The following is a 24,771-nucleotide window of genomic DNA, read 5'->3' as shown; positions in this document are numbered from 1 at the left end:
AAATTTGGCCTCTCAACTACCAATTGCACTTATTATCCGAAACCGCGTCATTAAAAACTGGCATAAATGACAGTTATTTTCTGCGTATCAAGCTGTTTCAATCTAAGTATTTCATATTGCATAAAACCGATTAACGTCGCCGTTCCCTTATTCAGGCCATTTGGAGTATGATAATGGGAGACTATCTAGTTGCATCACCTATTATGTCTGCTGATTTTTCCTGCTTGGGGGAAGATGTAAAGAATATGGTGCTATCTGGTGCGGATGTCATCCAGGTTGACGTTACGGACAACCATTTTGAGTCGGGTATCACGGTAGGGCCTTGGATATGCAAGACTCTACGTAAGTATGGCATAGCGTCCCCTTTACATATACATCTGATGGCATCACCGGTTGACTAACTGAGCATAGCCTTTGCTGAAGCGGGAGCAGATTTTATCTCTATCCATGCTAATGCCACTGATGATTTTGAAGGCTCTCTTTCCCTAATTAGGGAGTTAGGCTGTAAAGCTGGATTGGTACTTAGCGCTGACATTTCACAAGGTCTTAGTAGCTGTTTGCTAAATATTTTGGATTTAATTTTTGTTTTGCCATGCAACTCTAGTTTTGACAGTTATGGAGTGGACTCTTCGGTAATAAATGAGATTTCTCTGATTAAGCAGGCTATAAATGAAAGTGGCCACGATATTTTTCTAGGGGTGAGTGGTGGAATTGATTTGTCAAATGCAGCGGATATTGTCATTGCTGGCGCGGATATCATTACTGTTGAGGCAAGTTTCTTTGGACAGGATGATTACTACACAGCTCTGGCGAGGCTGCGTGCCAGTATTAGGCAAAGGAAAAACTAGATTGTTAGTTATGGAGTAGATCTTAGAGGTTGCCTACTTCCATAAAGAAGTAGGCAATACGAAAGAGCTGGTTTTAGCTATTTACTAATAACGATTTTGGTTTTCTAGTAAGTCTACCCAGCAGGCAATCAGTGAATAACCATCAATGATTTTAGGCGGCCCTGCACGACGAGCGATAATGCCTAATCCACGAAGAAGGCGTTCTATGCCGATAGGGGAGACACTGATCATATATTTAGCGCCATGCTGTCTGGCAACAGTCATCGATCTCTTTAATAATACTGCTGTCGCTGGGCTTGAAAGTTGCCCATTAGTTTTCAATTGCTGTGACTTTAAATCCATACTTGTGAACCGAGACAGCTCCCAAACCGTTTGATCCTTAGGAGGTAGCATTCCATTCAGCAATTCAGGAAACACCCTCTCAAGTAAATAGGGTAAGGTTGTAGGAAGTAGCCTGGCACACCCAACAACGTCATTGTCCCTGTCATTGGCAATGATATAAAGCGTTTGATCGTGATCGAATTGATCAGTTTCAATGTTGGGCTCTGTGTCCAGTTCCCAGGCAAGCTGCTCCACAAAGACTTGATAACGATAGCTAAAGAGCTTGTGTCTTGTTTGGTGAGAGAGTTGGCTGTGAAGACCTTCGGTGAATTGCAACATAGTGAAATACCTCTTTTTTAATTGAAAAGAGGTATTTGCGCTCACTACTACAGAAATAAAACTGTCAGAAATGACAGTTTCTTTGCCTTATTACATTGTAATGTGAAATTTCACGGTTTCTTGCCAGTCGATACTTTCAACGAAAGACTTTAATCGGTTTAAACGTACCTGCTCCGATAAAGCCCTACCAGATTTATCAATTAGTGTCATATTACTGTAAGGATAACCTGATATTAAAAAGACTAATCTTCCTTTTTTTATTACGGTTATCCAATCCCACCCGATAGAGATTGTGGGGCTGGTAGGTGATATCCATTCTGTGTATCCCTCAATAGTACTAACATGATCATTTATTCTTTTGTCGGCTTCGTTGAGTGTGACACTGGAAATTAGATGCTTGAGCTGTATTGAGGAAAGGTCGCTTAATGGTAATTTCATTTGTCTAAATTGTAGTGATAATTGTTCTTGTGTAGACGTGGTTCACATTTTGGGAAATAATAACCCTGTACCATCTAAGGTGATAATGAGCAAAAAAGCGTATAAATTGTAGACTATTTAATGAAAAATAAGGATGTTGAAATGAAGTTTTGGCTGGAAGAACAGCTGCATACACTGCTAACGTGTATGGATCATGCACAATTCGTTACGGAACTCACCCAAACTGTCCATCATCTTGGATTTGATTATTTTGCATATGGTATGCGAGTTTCGATACCAATCACACAACCCCAGTTTAAGCTTTTAAATAACTATCCTGAGGCCTGGCAGCAGAGATACGAAAGGCAAGGATATATGGCATGCGATCCAACAGTAAAGCATGGAATAAAGTCTAACACTCCCGTTACATGGAGTGAATCTCTATACAAAGATGTGCAGCATTTTTGGGAAGATGCAAAAAGTTATGGCCTGTGTTGGGGGTGGGCACAGTCATCTCGTCTAAATCGAAGTGCAATCGGTATGTTAACCTTGGCTCGGTCAGGCGAGGAGTTGAGAGCAAATGAACTCTATGAAAAAACACCTCACTTGCTTTGGATTAATCAGCTTGCTCAAGTAAAATTTCAAGAAGCATGGCTGGAAGGAATGTTGCCCCATCCAGAAAGCCCTCTGTCTAAGAGAGAAATTGAAGTAATTAAGTGGTGTGCTGAAGGTAAAACATCTTTTGAAATCGCAGCTATTTTAAATATTTCAGAGCGTACTGCGAATTTTCATATTGGAAACTCCATTAAAAAGCTAAACGTCAATAACAAGACAGCAGTTGTTATTCGTGCATTCCAGCTTGGAATTATCTGATTAGAAGGAAATTATAATGCAATCAGCTGTTTTTACCGGTCGGATAATAAAGCAACTTGGCTAATCGTCAAACCGTGACGTGGTGTAACATTTTCGTATACCTCTGTAAAGCCGCTTTTCTAATCTCTACCATTTTCTATTCATGTTGATTCGGACTTTAGTATCCCTGGTACGAATGCAAACGCTGGCTGTTGTGCCGAATGGAAATGTAATGCGATACATCTTGCTGTGCCTCATAGCGGGTTTGGTAATATCGCCACTGAACCCTCTCTTGCTTGAAAATTGGCTTTCATCAGCTGGCACGCTTTCTAGCGACTGATTGGATAACCTAGGACATTCAGTGAATTTTCACCCGGCAGCTACCGTAGGTATCATCACTGGCTTTGGAAGTTTCACGTACTACCTCCGGCAACTTCTGATGATTCAGATACCAATCATAGGCTGCTTTGTAGATGACCATAGTAGCCGCCACGAGTAACACCGAACAATCAACACATTACCCCCCATTCAGGTGATAAAAACGTATTCATTATATAAACTTAAAGAGGCTGTTTTGATTTTTGCGCATACGAAATTCTACAAACATTTCGATATCATCAAATGCCAAATAAATATTATTTTTGAGTAAAAAGCTTAGGGATTTTCCGCAGGGGTATACATAGGTATGGCCAGGATATATGCAAGTAGTGGGGTCGAGAGATTGCTTGAGCTTTTGTAGGCTTAAAAAAAGCTGATAAGGGTCTGATCCAGGGCCTACACACATGCCACAGCCTTCGATAAATAATGTGTCGCCGGTGAATAAAGAAGAATCTATTTGGTAGCAAACTCCGCCTATAGTATGGCCGGGGGTAGCATGGGGTTTGATTTTAAGCTTTCCAAGCTTAAATAGGTCCTCGTTTTGTAGGGCAACCAAGCCTGCGCAGTGGAAGCTATAGAAATCAATCTCCGTTTGGTTCATAAATACAGGTACGCTGTATAGTTTTGAGAGAGTGTCGCAGAGATCGGTGTGATCCGGATGGGAATGCGTTACTAGAATACCCTTCAATGTAGCCTGATTTTGTTCTAGAGCATTTTCCAGGGTATCAAGCTCCCAGGCCGGATCGACAAAAACGGCGTCGCGTGATTCTTCATCTACAATCAAAAAATTGTTATTTATGATTGATGAGCGAGAAACTTTTATGCTGTGAACTCTGGTGCCCATATATTCTCTCTTCCGGTTGTGTGGTTATTATAACTTAAGGTATGCAGGTTTTATGGAGAGCTAAAAACATTAAATTCAAACAGATCAATAGGCAATCTTAGATTTCTTGCTAACGACTAAATTGCTGAACACAATATTTCTCCGATTAATGTAATTAGTGACTCAGGAGGCATCTCCAAAGTCTTGAAAAACGATATTAGATAATTCACAAAGAAAATCTCTGATTGGGTCTAGATTGCGCGGGGAAAGCCAGATTTACGATGGTGTAATGGGTTTGGCAGCCGAAGAAGGTTACTAATATCAATAGGAAGTCAGCATGTAATCGAATGTGAAGTCTTGTATTATCGAAAAGATAGTCAATTACTCGCTACATGACTAAAATAAAACCGCCTGTGAAAAACTCGTAGTGATTTTTCTGAAGCTTATATTGCTTTTTCTATAGCTAGAATAAATTCACCGACAGTGTTTGAGTTTAGTATATGAGCAGGAAGGTCAGGTTTTCTGAGATCAGTATTTACTGAATAAAGTAATTCAACTAGATCAATAGAGTTTAATCCTAAATCAGTAAAGTAATTATTCTCGGATAAATTTTCGTTGCTTCCGGCAACATCAATTTTAGAAACAATGTCTCTCAGATGGGAAAAGACTACTTCCTTTATTTTAGTGCTATGCATGTAATATTCCTTAAAATCTCTTCTTAGCTTAAGCGTGAAGCGCTATATTTCTTTCTTCTAAAATTCAGTTTTCAGATAGAGCCAATAATAATTTTTCAGTTACTTATTATCCGAAACCGCGAAGTATTATGTCCCAGCATTGAATGAAGTTCTTTAGCACCTGTAAGACTGTATAGATCTGATTCAAATTTTATTTGGTAGACTCTGTGGTCTTTTTCGATAACCGAGAATTATCTGAAAGTTCATTGGGTAATCCTCCCGCGTAAAGTTCAAAATATCGAATAATCATCCTTAAATTAGGCTTTTCCGGATTTTAATGGAAGACCGGGGACTCATTTTGGAACCACTAAAAATTCTCAGGACTGATGCTGCTGAATAGTGTTGCTTAGAACTTCAGCTGACTTGGTCCAAAATTTATGCACACCAGTTGAATCTTCATTCTTAAAAGCATACTTCGGTCAGAAAACCTTTTTAGAATACACATCATATCCATAGCTTCTCACAGGTAAACTGTTATTTATTACAGTATTTAAAAACGAAGTTATTTGTTGGAATAGCTGATTAAGAAAGATACTGTTTTGGGTGTTTTTATTTCGACTAAAAATTAGACAAGTAAAGGTGGGTTGTAGTGGTCATTAAATTATAACAATTGAAAAAATACTGCTTTCATATGGATTGTGAATGGTATTTTTATGAAAGTACTAATCATATATCCATCATATATTCCATGTATATATTGTTAATAACTTAATATATTTACACCGATCCTGGATCTAACAAGCAGAAGCAGGTTTAGAAGATCTAGGGATAAACCTTTGTACGTAAATTCTCAGTTATCCGCAGAATAATAATCTGTCTATATCGTGAGCGTTTGGCAGGATGAGCGGTTGAAACAAAAGCGTGTTTGTTAAGAAAATAGTTATGGAGGCTGCTTCATATGAAAAAGGATACCTTAGAGCGATATATTGTAAGGGATCTAAAGATATCGGTTAGTGACCTGCTAGGCGTGCCAAAGGATGAGCTGGGGTTGGATGTCAATTTGGGCGATCTTGGACTTGGCTCCATTGGATTGTCGGCTTTCGCCATAACACTGGGTGAGCTGTACAGCATAGAGTTTAATCCCTCCATCTTTTTTAGCTATCCAACATTGGAGAAAGTCGGTGAGTATTTAATTCAAGATCATCTAGAAACTGTTGAGAGATTCTATGGGCAGGACTTTGCAAGCACCCAGAAAGGAACTACCACCGAAAAAAACAATACCTTTGTGCAAAGTCCATCGGGAGGTGAAGCGTGTGAAGCAGAATCAAAGGGAAGCGGAGAGAATCGGATTAATGATCCGATAGCGATAATAGGCATGAGTGGCCGGCTTCCGCAGGCGCGTAATATTCAGGAGATGTGGGAGATTTTGGAAGCCGGAAAAGAGGTTGTTACCGAGATTCCTGCAGACCGATTCGATTGGCGTAAATACTATAGCAGTATTACTCAAGAGGAGGGTAAAACCAACTCCAGGTGGTGTGGCTGTATTCCTGGCGTTGATGAGTTTGATTCTCTGTTTTTTTCCATTTCCCCCCATGAAGCTGCGAATATGGATCCGAAACAGCGCTTGTTGCTTCAGGAAGCATGGAATGCTTTGGAAGATGCGGGCTACGGTAGCGAACATATAAAAACCAATAAAATGGGCATGTATGTTGGCGTGGAACAAGGTGATTACCAATTGCTATCAAGTCGCGCGCAACCGGGATTGACATACAATCATGACGGTATTCTTGCATCGCGCCTGGCATACTTCTTGGATTTTGACGGGCCGGTTATGGCAGTTAATACCTCCTGTTCGTCAAGTTTGGTCGCGGTTCATTTGGCGTGTCAATCGTTGCGCAACGGAGAAAGTGATACGGCTATTGCAGCAGGTGTAAACCTGATGTTAACCCATAAGCCTTTTGTTGCCATGAGTGAGGCAGGAATGCTATCGGCTGATGGAAAATGCTATGCGTTTGGGGAGCAGGCTAACGGTATGGTTCCCGGCGAGGCTGTAGTGGCGGTGGTTCTAAAACCACTGTCCAATGCTAAACGGGATGGTGATCCGATCTACGCTGTCATTGATGGCAATGGTATCAATTATGACGGAAAGACAAACGGTATAACAGCACCAAGCGGTGCATCACAGACGGCTCTTTTGGAATCCGTTTACCAAAACTTCAACATTAGTGTTGAAGATATTCAGTATGTTGTTGCCCATGGTACAGGTACAAGACTTGGTGACCCTATTGAAGTTAATGCGCTGAATGACGCGTTTAAAAATAACACCTCACGTAAGGAATACTGCGCGCTAACGTCACCGAAAACGAATTTTGGTCACACGCTTGCGGCATCAGGAATTGTGGGTTTGGTTAGCTTGGTGAAAGCGTTAGAGCATGAAACCATACCAGCGAGCCTACATTGTCCCAAGGAAAATAATTATATTAACTGGAAAGATAGCCCGTTTTACGTCAATAAAGAAAATATAGCATGGCAGCAAAATGATCGGCCCAGAATCGGAGCTGTGAGTTCTTTTGGCATGAGTGGTACTAATGCACATGTTGTTCTGAAGAGCTATAGCCTTGATACACAGTATAGTGAGCCGGACCTGTTCCCCTATTCTATGCTTATCCTTTCCGCGAAAACACTTACCGCATTGCAACAGAAAGTTGACGACTTGATGTCATATCTTCTGTCCCATCCTTGCACGGGAGCGGAGCTTTCACAAGTTGCCTATACACTCATGGCAGGTCGCCAACATTTTAAATATCGCTGTGCGGTGGTTGTGCAAACCAGTGAGGATGCTTGTCAGGCCTTACAAATAATCTGTGAAAAAAGCACTCAGTCAAACGTATTTCAAGGAGAAGTTAAAAGAGGGTTTAGCGGTCAAAGGGCTGTATACCAATGTATTGAAGATCTTATTCGGCAAAGTCATGAAGTAAAACACCAGCCAGATGACTATAGGGAAAATCTGATAGCCCTGTCGGAGTTTTATTGTCAGGGCTATGCGATAGATTGGAAGCAGCTCTATTCAAATCGGCTGCCACAGCGTGTGCATCTACCGGCTTATCCTTTTGATAAAGAGCGTCACTGGATCTCTGATGACATTTACCAGGAGAGCGTAACTGCGGTGAGAGATGAAAGTTTTAGAAAAGAGGAGCCGATATCAACGGGTAACTCCTCTGACATGGGTGTATTGCTGTTCAAGCCGAATTGGGTGCAAAAAAACTGTGGCGCTGTCATCGCTGAAAGAAGTCAACAGCGCTATTTGGTGCTTTGTGACGCCGACAGATCATGGGAACAGCAGCTTTCCGAGCAGCTGGATGGCGTTGTTGTCGTGAACCTGGTATCAGAAAGTACGAATGTTGACACTCAGCCGGAACAGTATTTTGAACTGATGGCTTTACAGCTGTTTGAACAGGTCCAGGGAATTCTAAAAAGTAAGCCAGGTGGAATAATCCTTGTTCAAGTTCTGATGAGTAAGGTACCGGCATGGCTTTGCGGGATGTCAGGATTGCTTAAAACAGCAAATCTGGAAAACCCTCAATTCTTCGGTCAGCTGATTGAGTACGAGAATAATAAAAATGTAGCTCAACTGGCTGAAATAGTTAATCTGGAGGCTCAACAGCCACAGGATTCTCATATTCGTTATCACCGGGAGGTTCGTTATGTTGCCGACTGGGCTGAGATAGAGGAGTCTGGGAGAGGTTCTGAGGAAAATGCCATATGCTGGAAAGACAAAGGGGTCTATTTGATTACAGGCGGAAATGGCGGGCTTGGGCTGATATTCGCGAATGAAATAGCTCGACGTGTTACTCATGCGAGTATTGTACTGGTCGGGCGTTCAGAGTTGACAGACGTTCAGCAGGAACGACTTAGTGCGATAGAGAAATCGGGTGCGAGGGTTGTTTACCACGCTACAGATATTGCCAGTAAGCAGGCTGTTGTCGATTTGATACAGGGTATTCAGTCTGAATTCGGCAGGCTTAACGGGATTATACACAGCGCTGGTGCAATTCATGATAATTTCATCCTGAGAAAAACGAAAGATGAAATGAGTAAGGTTTTGTCTCCCAAGGTGAAGGGTACGATTTATCTGGATCAGGCAACGAAAGAGATGGATCTGGATTTTTACATATTGTTCTCTTCAATCTCCGGATGTCTTGGTAATGTGGGACAAGCTGATTATGCGGTAGCAAATACTTTTATGGATGCCTATGCGCATTACCGCAATGACCTAGTTAAAAACAAACAGCGCAGAGGGAAAACGTTATCAATAAATTGGCCTCAATGGAAAGAGGGCGGCATGAGAATAGATGCCGATACGGAAAAATGGCTGTTTGAAAACAGAGGTATGACTTCTCTGGAAAATCATCAGGGGATTGGTGCACTTTATTGGGGTACGGAGATAGATGCCGGCCAGGTAATGGTGATGGCGGGTGATTTAGAGCGACTGCGAACAAGCCTGTCTACTCCGCTAAGTGTTGAATCCGCTTCTCCGGAGCCCGCAGAGAGAAATACTAAGGTCGACTCTGAAAAACTCAAAGAAAAAACACTGCATCAAATTAAAGTGCTGTTTGGCGAAGTCACACATATGGCATTACCAAATATTGAGGTGGACGAGGCGCTGGAAAGCTATGGCATCGATTCGATTATGATAACGCGGCTTAATCAAAAGTTGCAGAAAGTATTTGGAGGTATATCAAAAACCCTGTTTTACGAATATCAGACGCTCGGTGAATTGACGGAGTATTTCGTAAGAGATTATTTTGAGGTGTGCTGTCAATGGGTTGGTCTGGGACAAGCGGGATCTGCGGCTGACATTTCCGGTGTTGACGCTTCCATCAGCGTTGCAACCGGGGAACAACAGAGATCAACAAAAACGGCTGCGATGTCGCACAGTACCCATGTGTCGGAACAGCGGACCGCCGACTGCCCCTCTGACAAAAATAACCGTGATGCGCAACAATGCTCCGGCCGGGAACCTATCGCCATTATTGGGATGAGTGGGCGCTATCCGGACGCCAATAACCTGGATGAATTTTGGGAGAATATCAAATTCGGAAAAAATAGCATTACAGAGATCCCTGAGGAGCGTTGGTCATTAGAAGGTTTCTTTAATGACGATGTACAAGAGGCTCTGGAACAGGGTAAAAGCTATGGTAAGTGGGGAGGGTTTTTAGAAGGCTTTGCCAATTTTGATCCGCTGTTTTTCAATATTTCTCCACGGGAAGCATTTACCATGGACCCCCAGGAGCGGGTATTTATTGAATCCTGTTGGTCTGTATTTGAAGATGCCGGATACACCCGGGAGAAATTAGCCGAGCGCCATGGTGGCCGTGTTGGCGTTTTTGCTGGAATTACCAAAACGGGATTTGATTTGCACGGACCGGGCTTGTGGCAACAGGGGCAAAATACGGTGATTCCGGAGACATCTTTTAGCTCGGTAGCTAATAGAGTGTCCTATTTCTTTAATCTTAATGGTCCTAGCATGCCTGTTGATACGATGTGTTCGGCATCGTTAACGGCGATACATGAGGCCTGTGAGCACATTTACCGAAATGAATGTGAGTTGGCCATCGCTGGAGGGGTGAATATTTACCTGCACCCCTCCAACTATGTCATTCTCAGCAAACAAAGAATGTTGTCGGTGAATGGATTGTGTAAGAGTTTCGGTGAGGGAGGCAATGGTTTTGTTCCAGGCGAAGGTGTCGGAACTGTATTGCTAAAACCACTTTCAAAAGCGCAGGCCGATGGTGACCGCATCTATGCTGTGATTCGCGGCACCAGTATTAATCATGGCGGTAAAACCAATGGTTATACAGTGCCAAATCCAACAATGCAGGCAGCATTGGTTCGTCAGGCATTGGATAACTCTCGGGTAAATGCGCGCTCGGTCAGTTACATCGAAGCACACGGTACCGGAACGGAACTGGGTGATCCCATTGAGCTAACCGGACTAAAACAAGCATTTTCGAAGGATACTTCGGATACACAATTCTGTGCACTTGGTTCGGTGAAATCCAATATTGGTCACCTGGAGGCGGCCGCTGGGATTGCGGGTCTTACCAAAATTGTACTTCAAATGCAGCACCAACAATTGGCACCTAGTCTGCATACGGAAACACTAAATCCGAATATTGATTTTGCCAATAGCCCTTTTGTTGTTCAGCGGCACTTGGCTGAATGGCCTCGCCTGAGTATGGAAGCGGAGGATGAACGTCGTAGCGTTCCCCGTATCGCTGGGGTGTCTTCGTTCGGCGCTGGTGGCTCAAATGCCCATGTAATTGTTGAAGAATATATTGCCGATGAGCACAAGGCGTCGAACAGTGTATGTAGACCGAATACACCACAGATAATTGTGTTATCGGCGAAGAATGAGGACCGACTCAAACACGTCGCCAATAACCTTAAAATCTATCTGACCAACGAAAACAACTTGTCCCAGGATGACCTGCCTTCATTAGCCTATACCCTGCAGACCGGTCGAGAGGAAATGCCAGAGCGTCTTGCTATGGTTGTCAACTCATTGGATGAGCTTAAGACCAAACTTGCCGGTTATCTTGACGGTAATGACAGTATTGAGGATCTATACTTTGGACGGGTCAACAAAAACAATAAGACGCTCAAGTCCTTCTCATCCGATGATGAATTCAAGGAAACAGTAGCCAAGTGGATTAAGCGAAGAAAATATTCAAAATTATTAAGCTTATGGGTTGACGGGCTAAAAGTGGATTGGCGTGGATTTTATTCTGATACGCAGCTTCCTCCGCTCGTTCAGTTGCCGACCTATCCTTTTGAGAAAGAGCGTTTCTGGATTGAAGTTGATAAGCGAAGCGATAGGGGCATTGGTGGGGCCGCTGTTGTTGAAAATTTACATCCGCTCGTTCATAAAAATCAATCCACTGCTTTTGAGTTCAAATTTGCATCCCATTTCACTGGTCGTGAATTTTTCCTGGAGGATCACCAGGTAAAGGGAACAAAAATACTGCCGGGTGTTTGTCACATTGAGATGGCACGTAAAGCTGCCTCCCTTATTCTGTGTTCAGATGGAAACTTTGTAGTCAGCGATGTAGTTTGGTTACGTCCGGTTCTTGTTGTTGATTCGCATATCGAAGTGCATACAAGCATTTATCCCGTCAGTGAAACAGAAGTAGAGTACGAGATCACGAGTGTTGATGGGGAAAACAATCCGGTTATTTGCAGTCAGGGCGTGGTTTCTCTGGTTGATGCGGATGGGCAGCCATCGGTTGATCTTGAAGCTCTGCAAAAGCTGTGTGATCGTCAGCCAAGGCAAGCGGAGCAGTTATATGAAGCATATCAGACACTCGGATTTAACTATGGACCGACGCACAAGGGTATAAACAGCCTCGCAGTAGGGCTAGACTCGCAACACAATGCAAATGTGTTGGCATGTTTACAAATACCATCGGCGGTCGCTGATAGTTCAGAGCAATTTTATCTGCATCCCAGCTTACTGGATAGCGCGCTGCAATCGACAGTAGGTATGCAATATGCTGAAGACAGAGATCCATTTTCGTCGTCAGAGATATTGTTACCTTTTGCGCTGGGAAGTCTGTCAATTTATCGGTCTTGTCCGGAAAAGATATGGTGTTGGATTCGCTATAGCACAAATTCTCATGCCGAAGATGCGGTTAAAAAGTTCGATATCAGTTTGTGCGATGAGCAGGGTAACGTCTGTGTCGAATTCGGTGAGTTTTCATTTCGGGCCATGAGTGAAGGATCTGATCTACATTCGAAGGGTCGGGCGATCATCATGAAGCCGATATGGGAGGTAAAGGACGCGGGTAGAGATACTGATCCGCAAGTCGAGGAACAATTTGAGGAGCATCACCTGTTATTGCTGGGTGGTAGCGAAATCGCAAACTTGGGGCGGGACCTTGAAAGTGTAATCCCGGGTATTCAATGTGAAATTGTCTCTCTTGAACGTTCGAATGTAGTAAATCAATACGAGCAAGCCACGATTGCCGTGTTTTCCAAGATCAAAGGGATACTGTCTGAGAGCTTGCGTCATCCCGTGCTGTTACAGGTTCTTATAGATGGAAAGTTAGTTGCAGATGGCAGTTGCCTTACAGGTATCAGCGGGATGTTAAGAACCGCGAGCCAGGAAAACCCCAACCTGGTTTCTCAGTGTATTCAATTGGAAACATCGTTATCGGGAAGCGAGTTGGCAAGTTTCCTAAAACATGACGCTTCTGACAGATCAGCCAAAGAAATCCGTTATCGTGATCAGTTACGGGAAGTCAGACAGCTGATAGAAGCTGATGTCGTTAATTCGCAACGGTTTAATGAGCGGATATGGAAGGACAATGGAGTCTATCTTATCACCGGCGGATTGGGTGGATTGGGGCTGATTTTCGCTAACGATATTGCATTAAACACGCAAAATGCAACCGTAATCCTGACAGGTCGAAAGACCCTGACTGATTCCTCTCAAGCCAAGCTAGATAATTTAACAGCGCAGGGGCTTCGAGTTGACTATCGGCAAGTGGATGTTGCCGATCTGCAAGCGGTGGAAGCGTTAGTCAATCACATCAACGATGTTTACGGTAAGCTCAACGCCATTTTACATAGCGCTGGCGTTATCAGGGATAACTATATTATCAACAAAACTGAAGAGGAAATGCGCGAAGTTTTTGCTCCGAAGGTAAGGGGACTTGTCAACCTTGATATGATGACAAAAGCCTTACCTTTGGAGAATTTTTTGTTTTTTTCTTCTACCAGTAGCGCTTTGGGTAATCCCGGTCAAGCTGATTATGCGGCTGCAAATGGATTTATGGATGCATATGCAGGCTACAGAAATCGATTGGTTGACTCGGGGCAGCGCCGTGGGAAAACGCTATCCATCAATTGGCCCCTGTGGACTGATGGGGGAATGCAAGTGGATGATACGGTACAGGAAAGGCTGCGCCGTCTGGGTTTACATCCCTTAAAAACAGATATAGGTGTTACTGCATTCAAACAAAGTTTGCAAATAGACGGTGCTGAACAAGTACTGGTGTGGACAGGTGACAGTGCCCGCGTTTCCGAGTTGTTTAGTCCCAAAGAGGATGAGAGACCTGATCGGAAAAAGCAAACGATCGCTGCTGACGCACCCCCTGTGAACGAAGACAGTCTGAAAGATCATGCGCTGCGTTATTTCAAACAGATACTCTCAAGTAGTCTTCAATTGTCGGCCGATCGAATTGATGCAGACGCTCCATTGGAGCAATATGGCATTGATTCGATTTTGGTCATGGAACTGAGCAACGTACTTGAAAATATATTTGGCCCATTATCGAAAACGCTCTTATTCGAAGTGCAAACCGTACAGGCGCTGGCAGAGTATTTTCTCGAATCCCATGCTGAAAAAATGCTGGAACTGTTAGGAAAGACTGGTAAGCCTGCTACGGCATCACCAAAATCATCTGACCAGCAGGTTATACCTTCCCACATACCATTAACCACAAAAGGTGAAGCTGCTCGGCTCAATGAGAATGCAATACGGCAAAAACGTCAGTATCGGCGAAATTTTACATCCAAATTTGCGGCGGCGCAGGACAATGCAATTGCAGTCATAGGGTTAAGTGGCCGTTATCCACAATCAAAGAATGTCAATGAATTTTGGCAAAACCTGGTTGACGGTAAAGACTGTGTCACGGAAGTTCCTGAAAACCGATGGGATCACAGTCAGTACTTTGATCCTGACAAAGATAAACCGGGAAAGTGCTACAGCAAATGGGGCGGGTTTATCGATGGCGTGGATGAATTCGACACCTTGTTTTTCAACATTTCTCCTAAAGAAGCAGAGATGATGGACCCCCAGGAACGCCTGTTCCTGCAATGTGTTTATGAAACAATTGAAGACGCCGGTTATACACGTCAGGCGCTTGCAAAATTGGGATCGAATGATCCCGATTGTATAGCAGGTAATGTCGGTGTGTTTGTGGGGGTTATGTACGAAGAATACCAGCTGTTTGGTGCCCAGGCCCAGGCAAAAGGAAAAGCGGTCGCAATTTCAGGTAACCCCGCTTCCATTGCCAACCGGGTATCCTACTTCTGTGACTTCCATGGCCCGAGCATGGCTGTCGATACAATGTGCTCCTCGTCATTGGCAACCATTCATCTGGCCTGCCAGAATCTGATTAATCAGCAATGCGAAGTAGCGATAGCAGGAGGCGTAAACGTATCAATTCACCCTAACAAATATCTTTCTCTTTCTCAGGGTAAGTTTGCTTCCAGTACTGGAAAGTGTGAGAGTTTTGGTGAGGGGGGGGATGGTTATGTGCCCAGTGAGGGTGTTGGTGCTGTATTGCTCAAGCCTCTCGCCAAGGCGATAGAGGATAATGACAATATTTATGGTGTAATAAAAGGTACAGCGATCAACCATGGCGGGAAGACTAACGGTTATACGGTGCCAAACCCGAAGGCTCAAAGCGATGTTGTAATAAAAGCACTCAAGCAAGCAAATATAGATCCGCGCACGATTAGCTATGTCGAAGCCCATGGTACCGGAACTTCGTTGGGAGACCCGATTGAAATTACCGGTTTGACAGACGCCTATAGGAAGTTTTCAGATGACGATAAATCTAGTCAGGGTAACGTATCCTACTGCTCCATAGGTTCAGCTAAATCAAATATTGGTCATTGCGAAGGTGCCGCTGGAATTGCCGGCGTGACCAAAATATTGATGCAGATGAAGCATGAAACGTTAGTGCCAAGCTTGCATTCATCAACGCTTAACCCGCGTATAGACTTTGCGAAAACGCCGTTTGTTGTCCAGCAAAAACTTGAACCGTGGACACGTCCGACAGTTACCATCAACACCAAGCAAAAGGAATACCACAGGACCGCTGGTATTTGTTCATTTGGTGCAGGTGGATCAAATGCGCATGTCATCATTGAAGAGTATATTCCCGAGTCTGTTCAGCAGCAGCGATCGGATTTTTACACTCGGCCTGTGATCATTGTGCTGTCGGCAAAAAGCAAACAGCAACTTAAAACGCAGGCAGAGAATTTATACGCTGCTACCAAAGAAAGATTTGAAGAAAGCGACTTGGAGAGCATTGCCTACACACTGCAAACTGGTAGAGAGGCGTTCGAATATCGTCTGGCGTTTGAGGCTGACAACTTAGCGATGTTGGTTACACGATTGGAAGAATTTCTGACTGACCAATTTTCATCGTCGATTTATCAGGAAAAAGTTGGTAGTGACAAGGGTGCCCTATCACTGTTTTTTGCCGATGAAGATCTCCGACAAGCTATCTCTACCTGGATAGCGAAGGGGAAGTACGACAAACTGCTGGAATTATGGGTTAAAGGGTTGAGCTTCGACTGGCAGGAACTGTATCAGGATATGAGGCAGCCCAAGCGTATCAGTCTGCCAACCTATCCATTTGCCAAAGAAAGATATTGGATTGATGAACTGCTCGTTGAAGACAATCGTTCTCAAAATGGATTCCACCAATTGCATCCGTTGCTGCATCAAAATACCTCGGACTTTTTTGAGCAACGCTTTACGTCCCATTTCAGTGGTGAGGAACAGATCTTTAAAGATCACCGGGTAAACGGGGAAAAAGTTCTGCCGGGTGTTGCCGTATTGGAGATGGCAAGAGAAGCGGTGGAAAGGGCGGCGGGTGGCGGCGAACAATACGACGGAGCCAGGCTACAACTCAAAAATATCGCGTGGACTCAGCCGTTGACCGTTGACAGTGAATCTGTTCAGGTAGACATGCGTTTATGTCCTGAAGAGAATGGCGACATCCGTTTTGAATTGACTGACCAAGGTGAAACTCTTTTCAGTCAGGGGTGTGCTCAATTTGTAGAGCAGGTAGAGCCCGCTTCACTAAACCTGCAGACGCTGCTGGAGGAATGTCGTGACGGCGATGTATCGGGGGACGATTGTTACAGCGCCTATCTTTCGATGGGCCTTGATTATGGTCCTTCACACCGGGGTGTAGAACATATATACGTTGGTGACAACCAGGTTCTGGCAAAGCTGTCGCTTCCCGTCGATGTTAATAAAGATCAGGTCAATATGGTATTGCATCCTGGTCTGATGGATTCCGCGCTGCAGGTTGCCATCGGTTTGTTACCAATTGAAAACTTACCTATTCAAGCGGCTCTGCCGTTTGCACTCAACGAGCTCAATGTTTTCTCTCCCTGTCCATCCAGTGTTTGGGTTTGGTTGCGAAGCTATGTTGATACAGCTGTTCCCGATAATCTTCAAAAGGTGGATATAGACCTGTGTGATGACAATGGGCATGTTTGTGTGCAAATGCACGGGTTGTTAACCAGAACTTTGACATCGCAGGATCACAAGCCTGTCGAAACATTGCTATTAACGCCGCAATGGGAGATGAGCTTTATTGAGCTAATGCCAAAGCCGGAATACCAAAAGAAGATAGTTGTGCTTTGTGATGCAGACAAACGTCTGCAGCGTCAGCTTTCGGAGCAGCTCGTTGATGTAGAGGTTATCAATCTTCTACCTGAGGGAGCAGCTTCGAACTCCCAGGTGGAAGTGTGCTTTGAGCAGTTGGCTTTACAACTGTTTGACAGAGTAAAAGATCTTCTGGGGAGCAAGCCAAAATCCGAGATTATGGTTCAACTGTTGGTGGATCGCTCAAAACAATCGTTGTGTTTTTCCGGCTTATTGGGGCTGTTCAAGACAGCGTGTTTGGAAAACCCCAAATTCGTGGGTCAGGTCATTGAGGTTGATAATTTGGATAGTGCAGTAGGGTTGGCTGCGTTACTGGAACGTGAAGATCAATGTCCACAGGACCCCTACATTCGCTATAGCGATGGCGAGCGTTATATTGCCGATTGGCGTGAATTAACAGCCGCTGAAGATAGCGTCCGCAGTGGTACGTTGCCCTGGAAAGATAGCGGTGTTTACTTAATAACTGGCGGTGCCGGTGGTTTGGGGCTTATTTTTGCGAATGAAATTGCCCGACACACATCTGCAGCGGTTATTATTTTGACCGGACGTTCAACGCTGAACGAAAGTCGACAAGCAGAGTTGCACAAGCTCGAAGAGCAAGGCGCAAAAGCGGTTTACCGTAACGTGGATGTGACCAACGAGCAGGAGGTGTTCGGCTTAATCCGTCAGATTGAAATGGAGTTCGGCGCGCTAAACGGCATAATCCACAGTGCCGGTGTGATTGACGACAGTTTCATTTTGAAGAAAACCAAAGCGCAGGTTAGTCGGGTATTGGCTCCTAAGGTTAATGGCACTGTCTATCTGGACCAGGCCACGAAGGAGCTGGATCTGGATTTCTTTGTTTTATTCTCATCAATTTCGGGTTGCCTGGGAAATACAGGGCAAGCGGATTACTCAATCGCTAACACATTTATGGATGTCTATGCACATTACCGCAATGGATTAATGGCAGATAATCTGCGAAGGGGACAAACCCTTTCAATCGATTGGCCGCTGTGGCGAGAGGGAGGGATGCAGATAGATGAGGAAACGGAAAAATGGCTGCGCAAAAACAGTGGCATGGTGCCATTGGAAACACGTGAAGGTGTAAGGGCTTTCTATAGAGGGCTGGAAACCGGTGCCGGACAGATTGCTGTGTTGCATGGCGATAAAAATGCCTTGTATTCAAAACATGTGAAAAGGGACGTGGAAAAATCGCTGAAAGCGAAGGTTGATGCAGCAATCGACAATAGTGAAAAATCAAAGGATTTAGACGTTGATGATATATTGAAAGAGAAAGTTGTTTCCTACCTGAAGCAGGAACTGGCGACTGTTACCAAGCTGGGTGCCGACAGAATTGATGCTGAAGCGTCTTTGGATCACTACGGTATAGACTCGGTAATGGTTATGCAGTTAACCGGGGAGATGGAGAAAAAGTTTGGTTCTTTACCCAAAACACTTTTCTTCGAATATCAGAATATTGATGAGTTGAGCGGCTATTTTATGGAGAACTTCCATGAAGAGTTGAAAACTCAATTCGAGCTAAATAAACCCTCGCCGGCAGCTCGTACTATTGGCAGCGTAGCTCTGGAAACCTCTTATAAAGACGACGTCAGGGGAAAAAATATACGCGCCGAAAAAAAACTGCGCCCCAGGTTCTACCAGGCAGAAGCGGTTGCGGAAAAACGAAGTGATGATATTGCCATTATCGGTGTTAGCGGTCGTTACCCAAAGGCAAATAACATTAACGAGTACTGGGAAAATCTGCTGGCGGGTAAGGACTGTATTGTAGAAGTACCTGAAAACCGTTGGGATCACAGCCGTTATTTCAGCGAAGACCGGTCAGAGCCGGGTAAAACGTACAGTAAGTGGGGCGGCTTTATTGATGGCGTTGACGAGTTCGACCCATTGTTCTTCAACATATCACCAAGAGAAGCCGAAGTCATCGATCCGCAGGAAAGACTCTTTCTGCAAACCGTGTATGAGACACTGGAGGATGCGGGTTACTCCACACAATCTTTATCTCGAAGAAAACACAATGACATTTCCGGCAATGTGGGTGTTTACGTTGGTGTCATGTATGAAGAGTACCAGTTGTATGGTGCCCAGGCTTTGGGCCATAAGGATGCAGTGGCAATAGGTGGTACAGCCAGTTCTATCGCCAACCGCGTATCGTATTACTGTGGATTCAGTGGGCCCAGTATGGCGGTAGATACCATGTGTTCCTCTTCCTTGACGGCTATTCATTTGGCATGCAGAAGCCTGCAGCAGGGCGATTGTGAAATGGCTGTGGCCGGGGGAGTCAACGTATCCATACACCCCAACAAGTACATTTTGCTGGCGCAAGGAAACTTTGTATCCAGTCGGGGGCGTTGTGAAAGTTTTGGCATCGGCGGTGACGGGTATGTCCCCGGGGAAGGTGTTGGTGCGATACTGCTAAAACCGCTATCGCGTGCGATTGAGGATGGAGATCACATCTACGGAACCATCAAAGGTACCGCTATCAATCACGGTGGCAGGACCAACGGTTATACTGTGCCCAATCCCAACGCACAGGCTTCTGTGATTGGTCAGGCCTACAAGCATGCAGGTATTAATCCAAGAACGGTCAGCTATATGGAGGCACACGGGACCGGTACCTCATTGGGTGACCCCATCGAAATATCCGGTTTGTCGAAAGCTTTTAAAGAGTATTCCAAGGACAAACAATACTGCGCAATCGGCTCTGCGAAATCCAATATCGGACATTGTGAAAGTGCGGCGGGGATTGCAGGTGTAACCAAAGTACTTTTGCAACTTAAGCACCAAAAGCTGGTACCGACATTACACGTCCGGGAGACAAATCCGAATATTGATTTTATGGAATCTCCATTCGTTGTTCAGAATGCATTGGAATCATGGCATCGTCCAACCGTTAGCGTTGAAGGTAAGTCCAAAGAATATCCCCGAATTGCAGGTGTTTCCTCTTTTGGGGCAGGGGGCTCGAACGCTCATGTCATTATAGAGGAGTTCACCCCTGAACAAGATGGGCATCAACAACACCGATTTGAACAGGGGCATCAGTTTGCCTTTGTACTTTCAGCAAGAACTGAAGAGCAGTTGATGCGTGTTGCTGAAAACCTCAAAAATGAATTGGAAAAGAAAAAGGAGATCTCAGCAAAGGATCTGGAATCTATTGCTTACACCCTGCAAGTTGGTCGAGCCGAGTTAAACGAGCGTTTGGCTGTGTTGGCGAAAAGCGGTGGTGAATTGCTGGATAAGTTGGAAGGGTTTACCAATGGTACTGGAGCGGATGCGGATGTCTATCGAGGTACTGTACAGCAGAATAAGCATATGACCGAGGTCTTGACTAAGGATAAAGACTTTAAAGCTATGTTGGATTCGTGGACCCAACAAGGAAAATTCTCCAAAGTGCTGGATCTTTGGACTAAGGGAATTGAAGTTGACTGGGGACGCTTCTATTCTGCCGGGCATCTACCCCATAGAGTCAGTTTGCCGACTTATCCCTTTGCCAGGGATCGCTATTGGATTGACTTCGTGCAATCAAATTCCACAAGTCTGCTGGCTAATGCGGGTGAAATGCCAGCGCCCGCTGAAAACAAGGTTGCAGAAACGCGATTTTTGGAAAAGGTCTGGACACACACTCCGGAAAAATCGAACCAGGTTCGTGATGACGATAACGTATTGATCCTTCACAGCGTACAAACAAAACCGTTAGCGGAGTTGGTTGCCGGTCACTTCGACAGAGTTACTCTTCTGTGCGAACAGGATATACCAGATCGTGGTGGAGCGTTAAACGCGTTGATAGGGCAGTGTAATGGCTGGGTTGATCTCATTGGTTGCGGTAGTGACGATACTCAAAGTCTGAACTGGATAAATGTTCTTCAGCAATTGATAGAGAACAGCAGGCAGCGTGAGCTGCGTTTGTTATGCGTAACCGGGGGGCTTGAAAGCTTCCGGAATTCACAGATCAATCTCTCTGGAGCGAGCAGGGCAGCGCTGTATCGCATGCTGCAAAGTGAGTATACCTCTCTGCAGTCTAAACACATTGACTTAGCTGCAAACGATCTTTTGTCAGAGGATTCAGCGAAGCTTATTGTTGATGAATACAATACCCGGTGTTCGGCAGTAGAAGTGTGCTATAGAAAAGGCCTGCGTTATGTGTCGAGTTTAGCGCAGTTGGATCCTGCAAGCCCCTCTCGATATTCACCACCGGTGCGTATGGGAAAAATTGACGAAAACCAGGTGTTGCTGGTCGTAGGTGGAACTCGCGGCCTGGGTCTTCTTTGTGCGCGGCACTACATAGAGAAGCATGGTGTAAGGCGTGTTGTATTAACGGGAAAACAACCTCTTCCGCCAAGAAGTCAGTGGCATCAAAACAACCATCATTCGCCTGATGTATTGGAAAAAATCCACGCGATAGAAGACCTGGAAAAGCTGGGTGCACGTGTAGAGGTGTTGTGTTTATCCCTTGCTGATGCGGAGGCTGTTAGTCAGCAATTAACGCGGGTACAAAAAGAGTTGGGTCAGATTGGCGGGATTATCTATTCAGCAGGTTGCGTAGATACTGAGAATCCGGCGTTCATTAGAAAGTCAACGCAAAGTATTGCCAGAGTACTGGAGCCAAAAGTCGAAGGAATTAACCATATTCTGCAATATTTTCAAACGACTGATTTGGAGTTTGTTCTGCTATTTTCATCTGTTTCAGCCGTTGTACCTACACTTGGTAGTGGTCAAAGCGACTATGCAATGGCTAATGCTTATCTGGATTATGTCGCAAGTGACACCAGTAAAAAATTCCCCGTGGTCAGCATACAATGGCCAAGCTGGAAAGACACCGGTATGGGTGAGGTTAATAGCGTTGCATACAGGGATACGGGCTTTTTGAGTTTGACGGATAAGAAGGGGCTTCAGTTGTTGGATCAGATTGTCCGACTGGGGCTCGGCAGGGTCGTAATGCCGGTTTTGATAAAAGATCCGGGAAGTTTTCGCGCGCAGCAATTGATGTTCGCGCAATTACATCCAAATAAAAATATACCAAAGAATGTTAACCGAACCGCTGTAACATCGGCCACATCACAGCGGATTGAAGAGGGGAATTTACAACATTTTAACCAGTGGCTCCACGAATTGTTTGCTGGTGAGTTGAAAATGGAACTTGATCAGCTCGATCAACAAACATCTTTCCAGGACTATGGTGTTGACTCAATTATTCTTGCGCAAATTTCAAGGAAAATATCCAATAAAATCCAGCTGGAGTTTGATCCATCGGCACTTTTTGAACACTCAACGCTTGGTGATTTGTCCGCATGGTTTAACAGAACATATCAAGAGGAGCTTGAAAGAGCTTTTACGACATCAGAAAAAGATGAGTTCAACACAGTGGAGTTCCGAGAACTCACACCACAAGAAGATGATCAGTCTAGCCGTACCGAGGAAACTGATAGGGCAGAAGAGGATATTGCGGTAGTCGGTATGTCCTGTAACTTTCCAGGGGCCGGAAATCTGGAGGAATACTGGCAACTGTTGATTCAGGGGCGCTCTTCGATAAGTGTTGTTCCCGAAAATCGTTTGGGTGAGGCAAAGGGGTTATACGCGGGGCTGTTAGATAGAAATCAGGAGATAGATGCCAAGTTCTTCAACTTGTCAGAGTCAGACGTAAAAGCGATGGATCCTCAAGCGTGTCTTTTGCTCGAAGAAAGCTTAAAAACGATTTATCACGCAGGTTATTCCCCCAAAGAACTGCAAGGGGGATCAGTCGGTGTATATATAGGGGCCCGTAGTCAACATCGTCCGAGTGAAACCAAGCTAGCTGCCGCAACTAACCCTGTTGTCGCTGTTGGTCAAAACTATCTGTCTGCGAATATTTCTCAATACTATAACTTCCAGGGCCCCAGCCTGGTTCTTGACACCGCCTGTTCGTCGACCATGGTAGCGACAGATATCGCAATACAGGCATTAAAAAGCAAGGCTGTCAACGCTGCATTGGTCGGCGGTGTCAGTTTGTTAACAAGTGATTCTACCCACCGACTTTTTTCCCAGCGCAATTTATTAAATAACGATGGCGAATTCCACATTTTTGACAAGCGCGCATCAGGTATTGTGTTGAGTGAAGGGGTTGGTATGGCCATGTTGAAAACGCGACAACAGGCGGAGCGTGATGGAGACACTATTTATGCGCTTATAAAGGGAATCTCCACCAACAATGATGGCCGCACGGCAGGACCGGCGACTCCCAATGTTGAAGCTCAAAAAAATGTCATGAAATCGGCATTGGCGAAGAGCGGCTTCTCAGCGGATGATGTGGAATATATCGAAGTTAACGGTTCGGGCTCCACCATTACCGATCTGTTGGAACTCAAAGCCATTGATTCGGTTTATGGACGGAATGTATCGAAACCCTGTTACCTGGGGTCGATGAAACCCAATATTGGTCATCCGCTGTGTGCAGAGGGCATTGCCGGGTTTATAAAAACCGTGCTCATGCTGCACAAGCGATCGACCGTTCCGTTTTTATCAGGCCAGGTACCGATGGACCACTTTGGTATCGAAGCATCGCGCTTTGAGTTTTGCAGAAAGCCTCAACCCTGGGATTCGGGGCTGGCTGTTCTGAATTCGTTCGGAGATGGAGGAACCAACGCCCATGTTGTTATTCAATCCTATGTTAATAGTGCTCAAAGGGTAAAACATACACCTAAAAAACCTCCGGAAGCAATTTGTTCAGAACAGCCCGTTCGTGAAAATGCGCATGGCGAGCATACGGATGGGCGGGCATTAACACACACATTTGAGCAATCCCGGGTGTGGGAATCGTTATTAAGTCCGGATAACCAGATTTTGCAAGGCCACTACCTTCAGGGTAACTCGCTGTTGCCAGGGTTGGCTTATATAGATTTGTTGTATCAATGGTTTACTGAAAGGGGCGAGGATTATCGCCAGTTTGAACTCCGTAACCTGGCCATTTTCAGACCCTTGATTGTCGCTAAGGGAGAAGGCGTCTATCTGGATATATCCGCACAGAAAACCGCGACCGGTTTCTGGAAAATATTCATAAAACGTGGCTTATCCGAGCAAAAGAATGTGGCTGCAAATGAACCATTTATCTATGCAACGGCCGAAATGCACCCCTGTGAAAACACAAGCTTTGCAGAAAGGGTCGATGTTTTAGGAGAGCTCGCCGGCTGTAAAAGCTCGGTCAGTATGAGCAGCGTTTATTATCGATGTCGTCATAAGGATTTACTGCATTCGGGCATTATGCAAGCGCAGGGAAGGGTATTTGGTTCAGACTCAGATACCTGGATCGAACTGTCTGTGAATGATAATGCCCGCGTCTGCGCACACGACTACCTGTTCCACCCGGCGTTAATCGACGGCAGTGCTGTGGGGGTGGATGGTTTTAATGAGGAAAGCCGGCTTTTCGTTCCGGTATTTTGTAAGAACTTTCGTGCCTCTGAGCCCTTTACTGTTGATCTTCTAACACGTGTAAGACGTCAGACTGTAGAGGAGAAGGGCGAAGTAATACGTATGAATATGGAGTTCTTCCACAGCTCGGGATACAAAATTGGAGAACTTACTGATTTCACCAGCAAACGCGTAAGAAAAGAAAACCTGCATTCAACTCTGAAGTGCATCAGTTAATCATCTGGAAAAGAGCGGGCAACTGAA

General features: G+C 44.8%; 7 protein-coding genes and 2 pseudogenes. 3 read left to right on the top strand and 6 right to left on the bottom strand.

Annotation, left to right across the window (positions count from 1 at the left end; genetic code table 11):
- Positions 1–167 precede the first annotated feature (167 nt).
- Positions 168–848: pseudogene (locus ACJJIK_RS09480) on the top strand (ribulose-phosphate 3-epimerase).
- Between the two features lie 84 nt (positions 849–932).
- Here ACJJIK_RS09480 and ACJJIK_RS09475 read toward each other — a convergent pair.
- Entirely contained in the window at positions 933–1,508 is a 576-nt protein-coding gene (locus tag ACJJIK_RS09475; RefSeq protein ID WP_444944880.1) for an acyl-homoserine-lactone synthase, read from the bottom strand.
- 90 nt (positions 1,509–1,598) lie between these two features.
- On the bottom strand, positions 1,599–1,946 hold the full coding sequence (locus ACJJIK_RS09470) for a DUF4902 domain-containing protein (protein ID WP_444944879.1): 348 nt from the start codon (positions 1,944–1,946) through the stop codon (positions 1,599–1,601).
- A gap of 120 nt (positions 1,947–2,066) precedes the next feature.
- Here ACJJIK_RS09470 and ACJJIK_RS09465 point away from each other — a divergent pair, with 120 nt between their 5' ends.
- Entirely contained in the window at positions 2,067–2,798 is a 732-nt protein-coding gene (locus ACJJIK_RS09465) for an autoinducer binding domain-containing protein (RefSeq protein WP_444944878.1), read from the top strand.
- Between the two features lie 157 nt (positions 2,799–2,955).
- Here the strand turns inward: ACJJIK_RS09465 and ACJJIK_RS09460 are convergent.
- The 4 genes and pseudogenes from ACJJIK_RS09460 to ACJJIK_RS09445 all read right to left on the bottom strand — a co-directional run.
- Positions 2,956–3,075, bottom strand: a pseudogene (locus ACJJIK_RS09460) (IS3 family transposase); the annotation flags it as partial.
- Between the two features lie 60 nt (positions 3,076–3,135).
- Entirely contained in the window at positions 3,136–3,258 is a 123-nt protein-coding gene (locus ACJJIK_RS09455) for a hypothetical protein (RefSeq protein WP_444944877.1), read from the bottom strand.
- Between the two features lie 69 nt (positions 3,259–3,327).
- Complete coding sequence (locus ACJJIK_RS09450; RefSeq protein ID WP_444944876.1) at positions 3,328–3,999, bottom strand: MBL fold metallo-hydrolase; 672 nt, start codon at positions 3,997–3,999, stop codon at positions 3,328–3,330.
- A 422-nt stretch (positions 4,000–4,421) separates the two neighbouring features.
- On the bottom strand, positions 4,422–4,673 hold the full coding sequence (locus ACJJIK_RS09445) for a phosphopantetheine-binding protein (protein WP_444944875.1): 252 nt from the start codon (positions 4,671–4,673) through the stop codon (positions 4,422–4,424).
- A gap of 937 nt (positions 4,674–5,610) precedes the next feature.
- On the opposite strand from ACJJIK_RS09445, the gene ACJJIK_RS09440 reads away from it, so the two are divergent.
- Positions 5,611–24,744, top strand: coding sequence for an SDR family NAD(P)-dependent oxidoreductase (locus ACJJIK_RS09440; RefSeq protein WP_444944874.1), 19,134 nt, complete (start codon positions 5,611–5,613; stop codon positions 24,742–24,744).
- Positions 24,745–24,771: the final 27 nt, after the last annotated feature.

The sequence above is a fragment of the Microbulbifer regidiadema (SeqCode) genome (assembly GCF_052466995.1).
The sequence above is the reverse complement of the archived record's forward strand: the minus strand, read 5'-3'. Positions and strand labels throughout refer to the sequence as shown.

Excerpts from the sequence above, each read along its gene's own strand:
- ACJJIK_RS09470 (WP_444944879.1), bottom strand. The coding sequence starts at position 1,946 with ATGAAATTACCATTAAGCGACCTTTCCTCAATACAGCTCAAGCATCTA.
- ACJJIK_RS09445 (WP_444944875.1), bottom strand. The coding sequence starts at position 4,673 with ATGCATAGCACTAAAATAAAGGAAGTAGTCTTTTCCCATCTGAGAGAC.
- ACJJIK_RS09475 (WP_444944880.1), bottom strand. The coding sequence starts at position 1,508 with ATGTTGCAATTCACCGAAGGTCTTCACAGCCAACTCTCTCACCAAACA.
- ACJJIK_RS09450 (WP_444944876.1), bottom strand. The coding sequence starts at position 3,999 with ATGGGCACCAGAGTTCACAGCATAAAAGTTTCTCGCTCATCAATCATA.
- ACJJIK_RS09465 (WP_444944878.1), top strand. The coding sequence starts at position 2,067 with ATGAAAAATAAGGATGTTGAAATGAAGTTTTGGCTGGAAGAACAGCTG.
- ACJJIK_RS09440 (WP_444944874.1), top strand. The coding sequence starts at position 5,611 with ATGAAAAAGGATACCTTAGAGCGATATATTGTAAGGGATCTAAAGATA.
- ACJJIK_RS09455 (WP_444944877.1), bottom strand. The coding sequence starts at position 3,258 with ATGGTCATCTACAAAGCAGCCTATGATTGGTATCTGAATCATCAGAAG.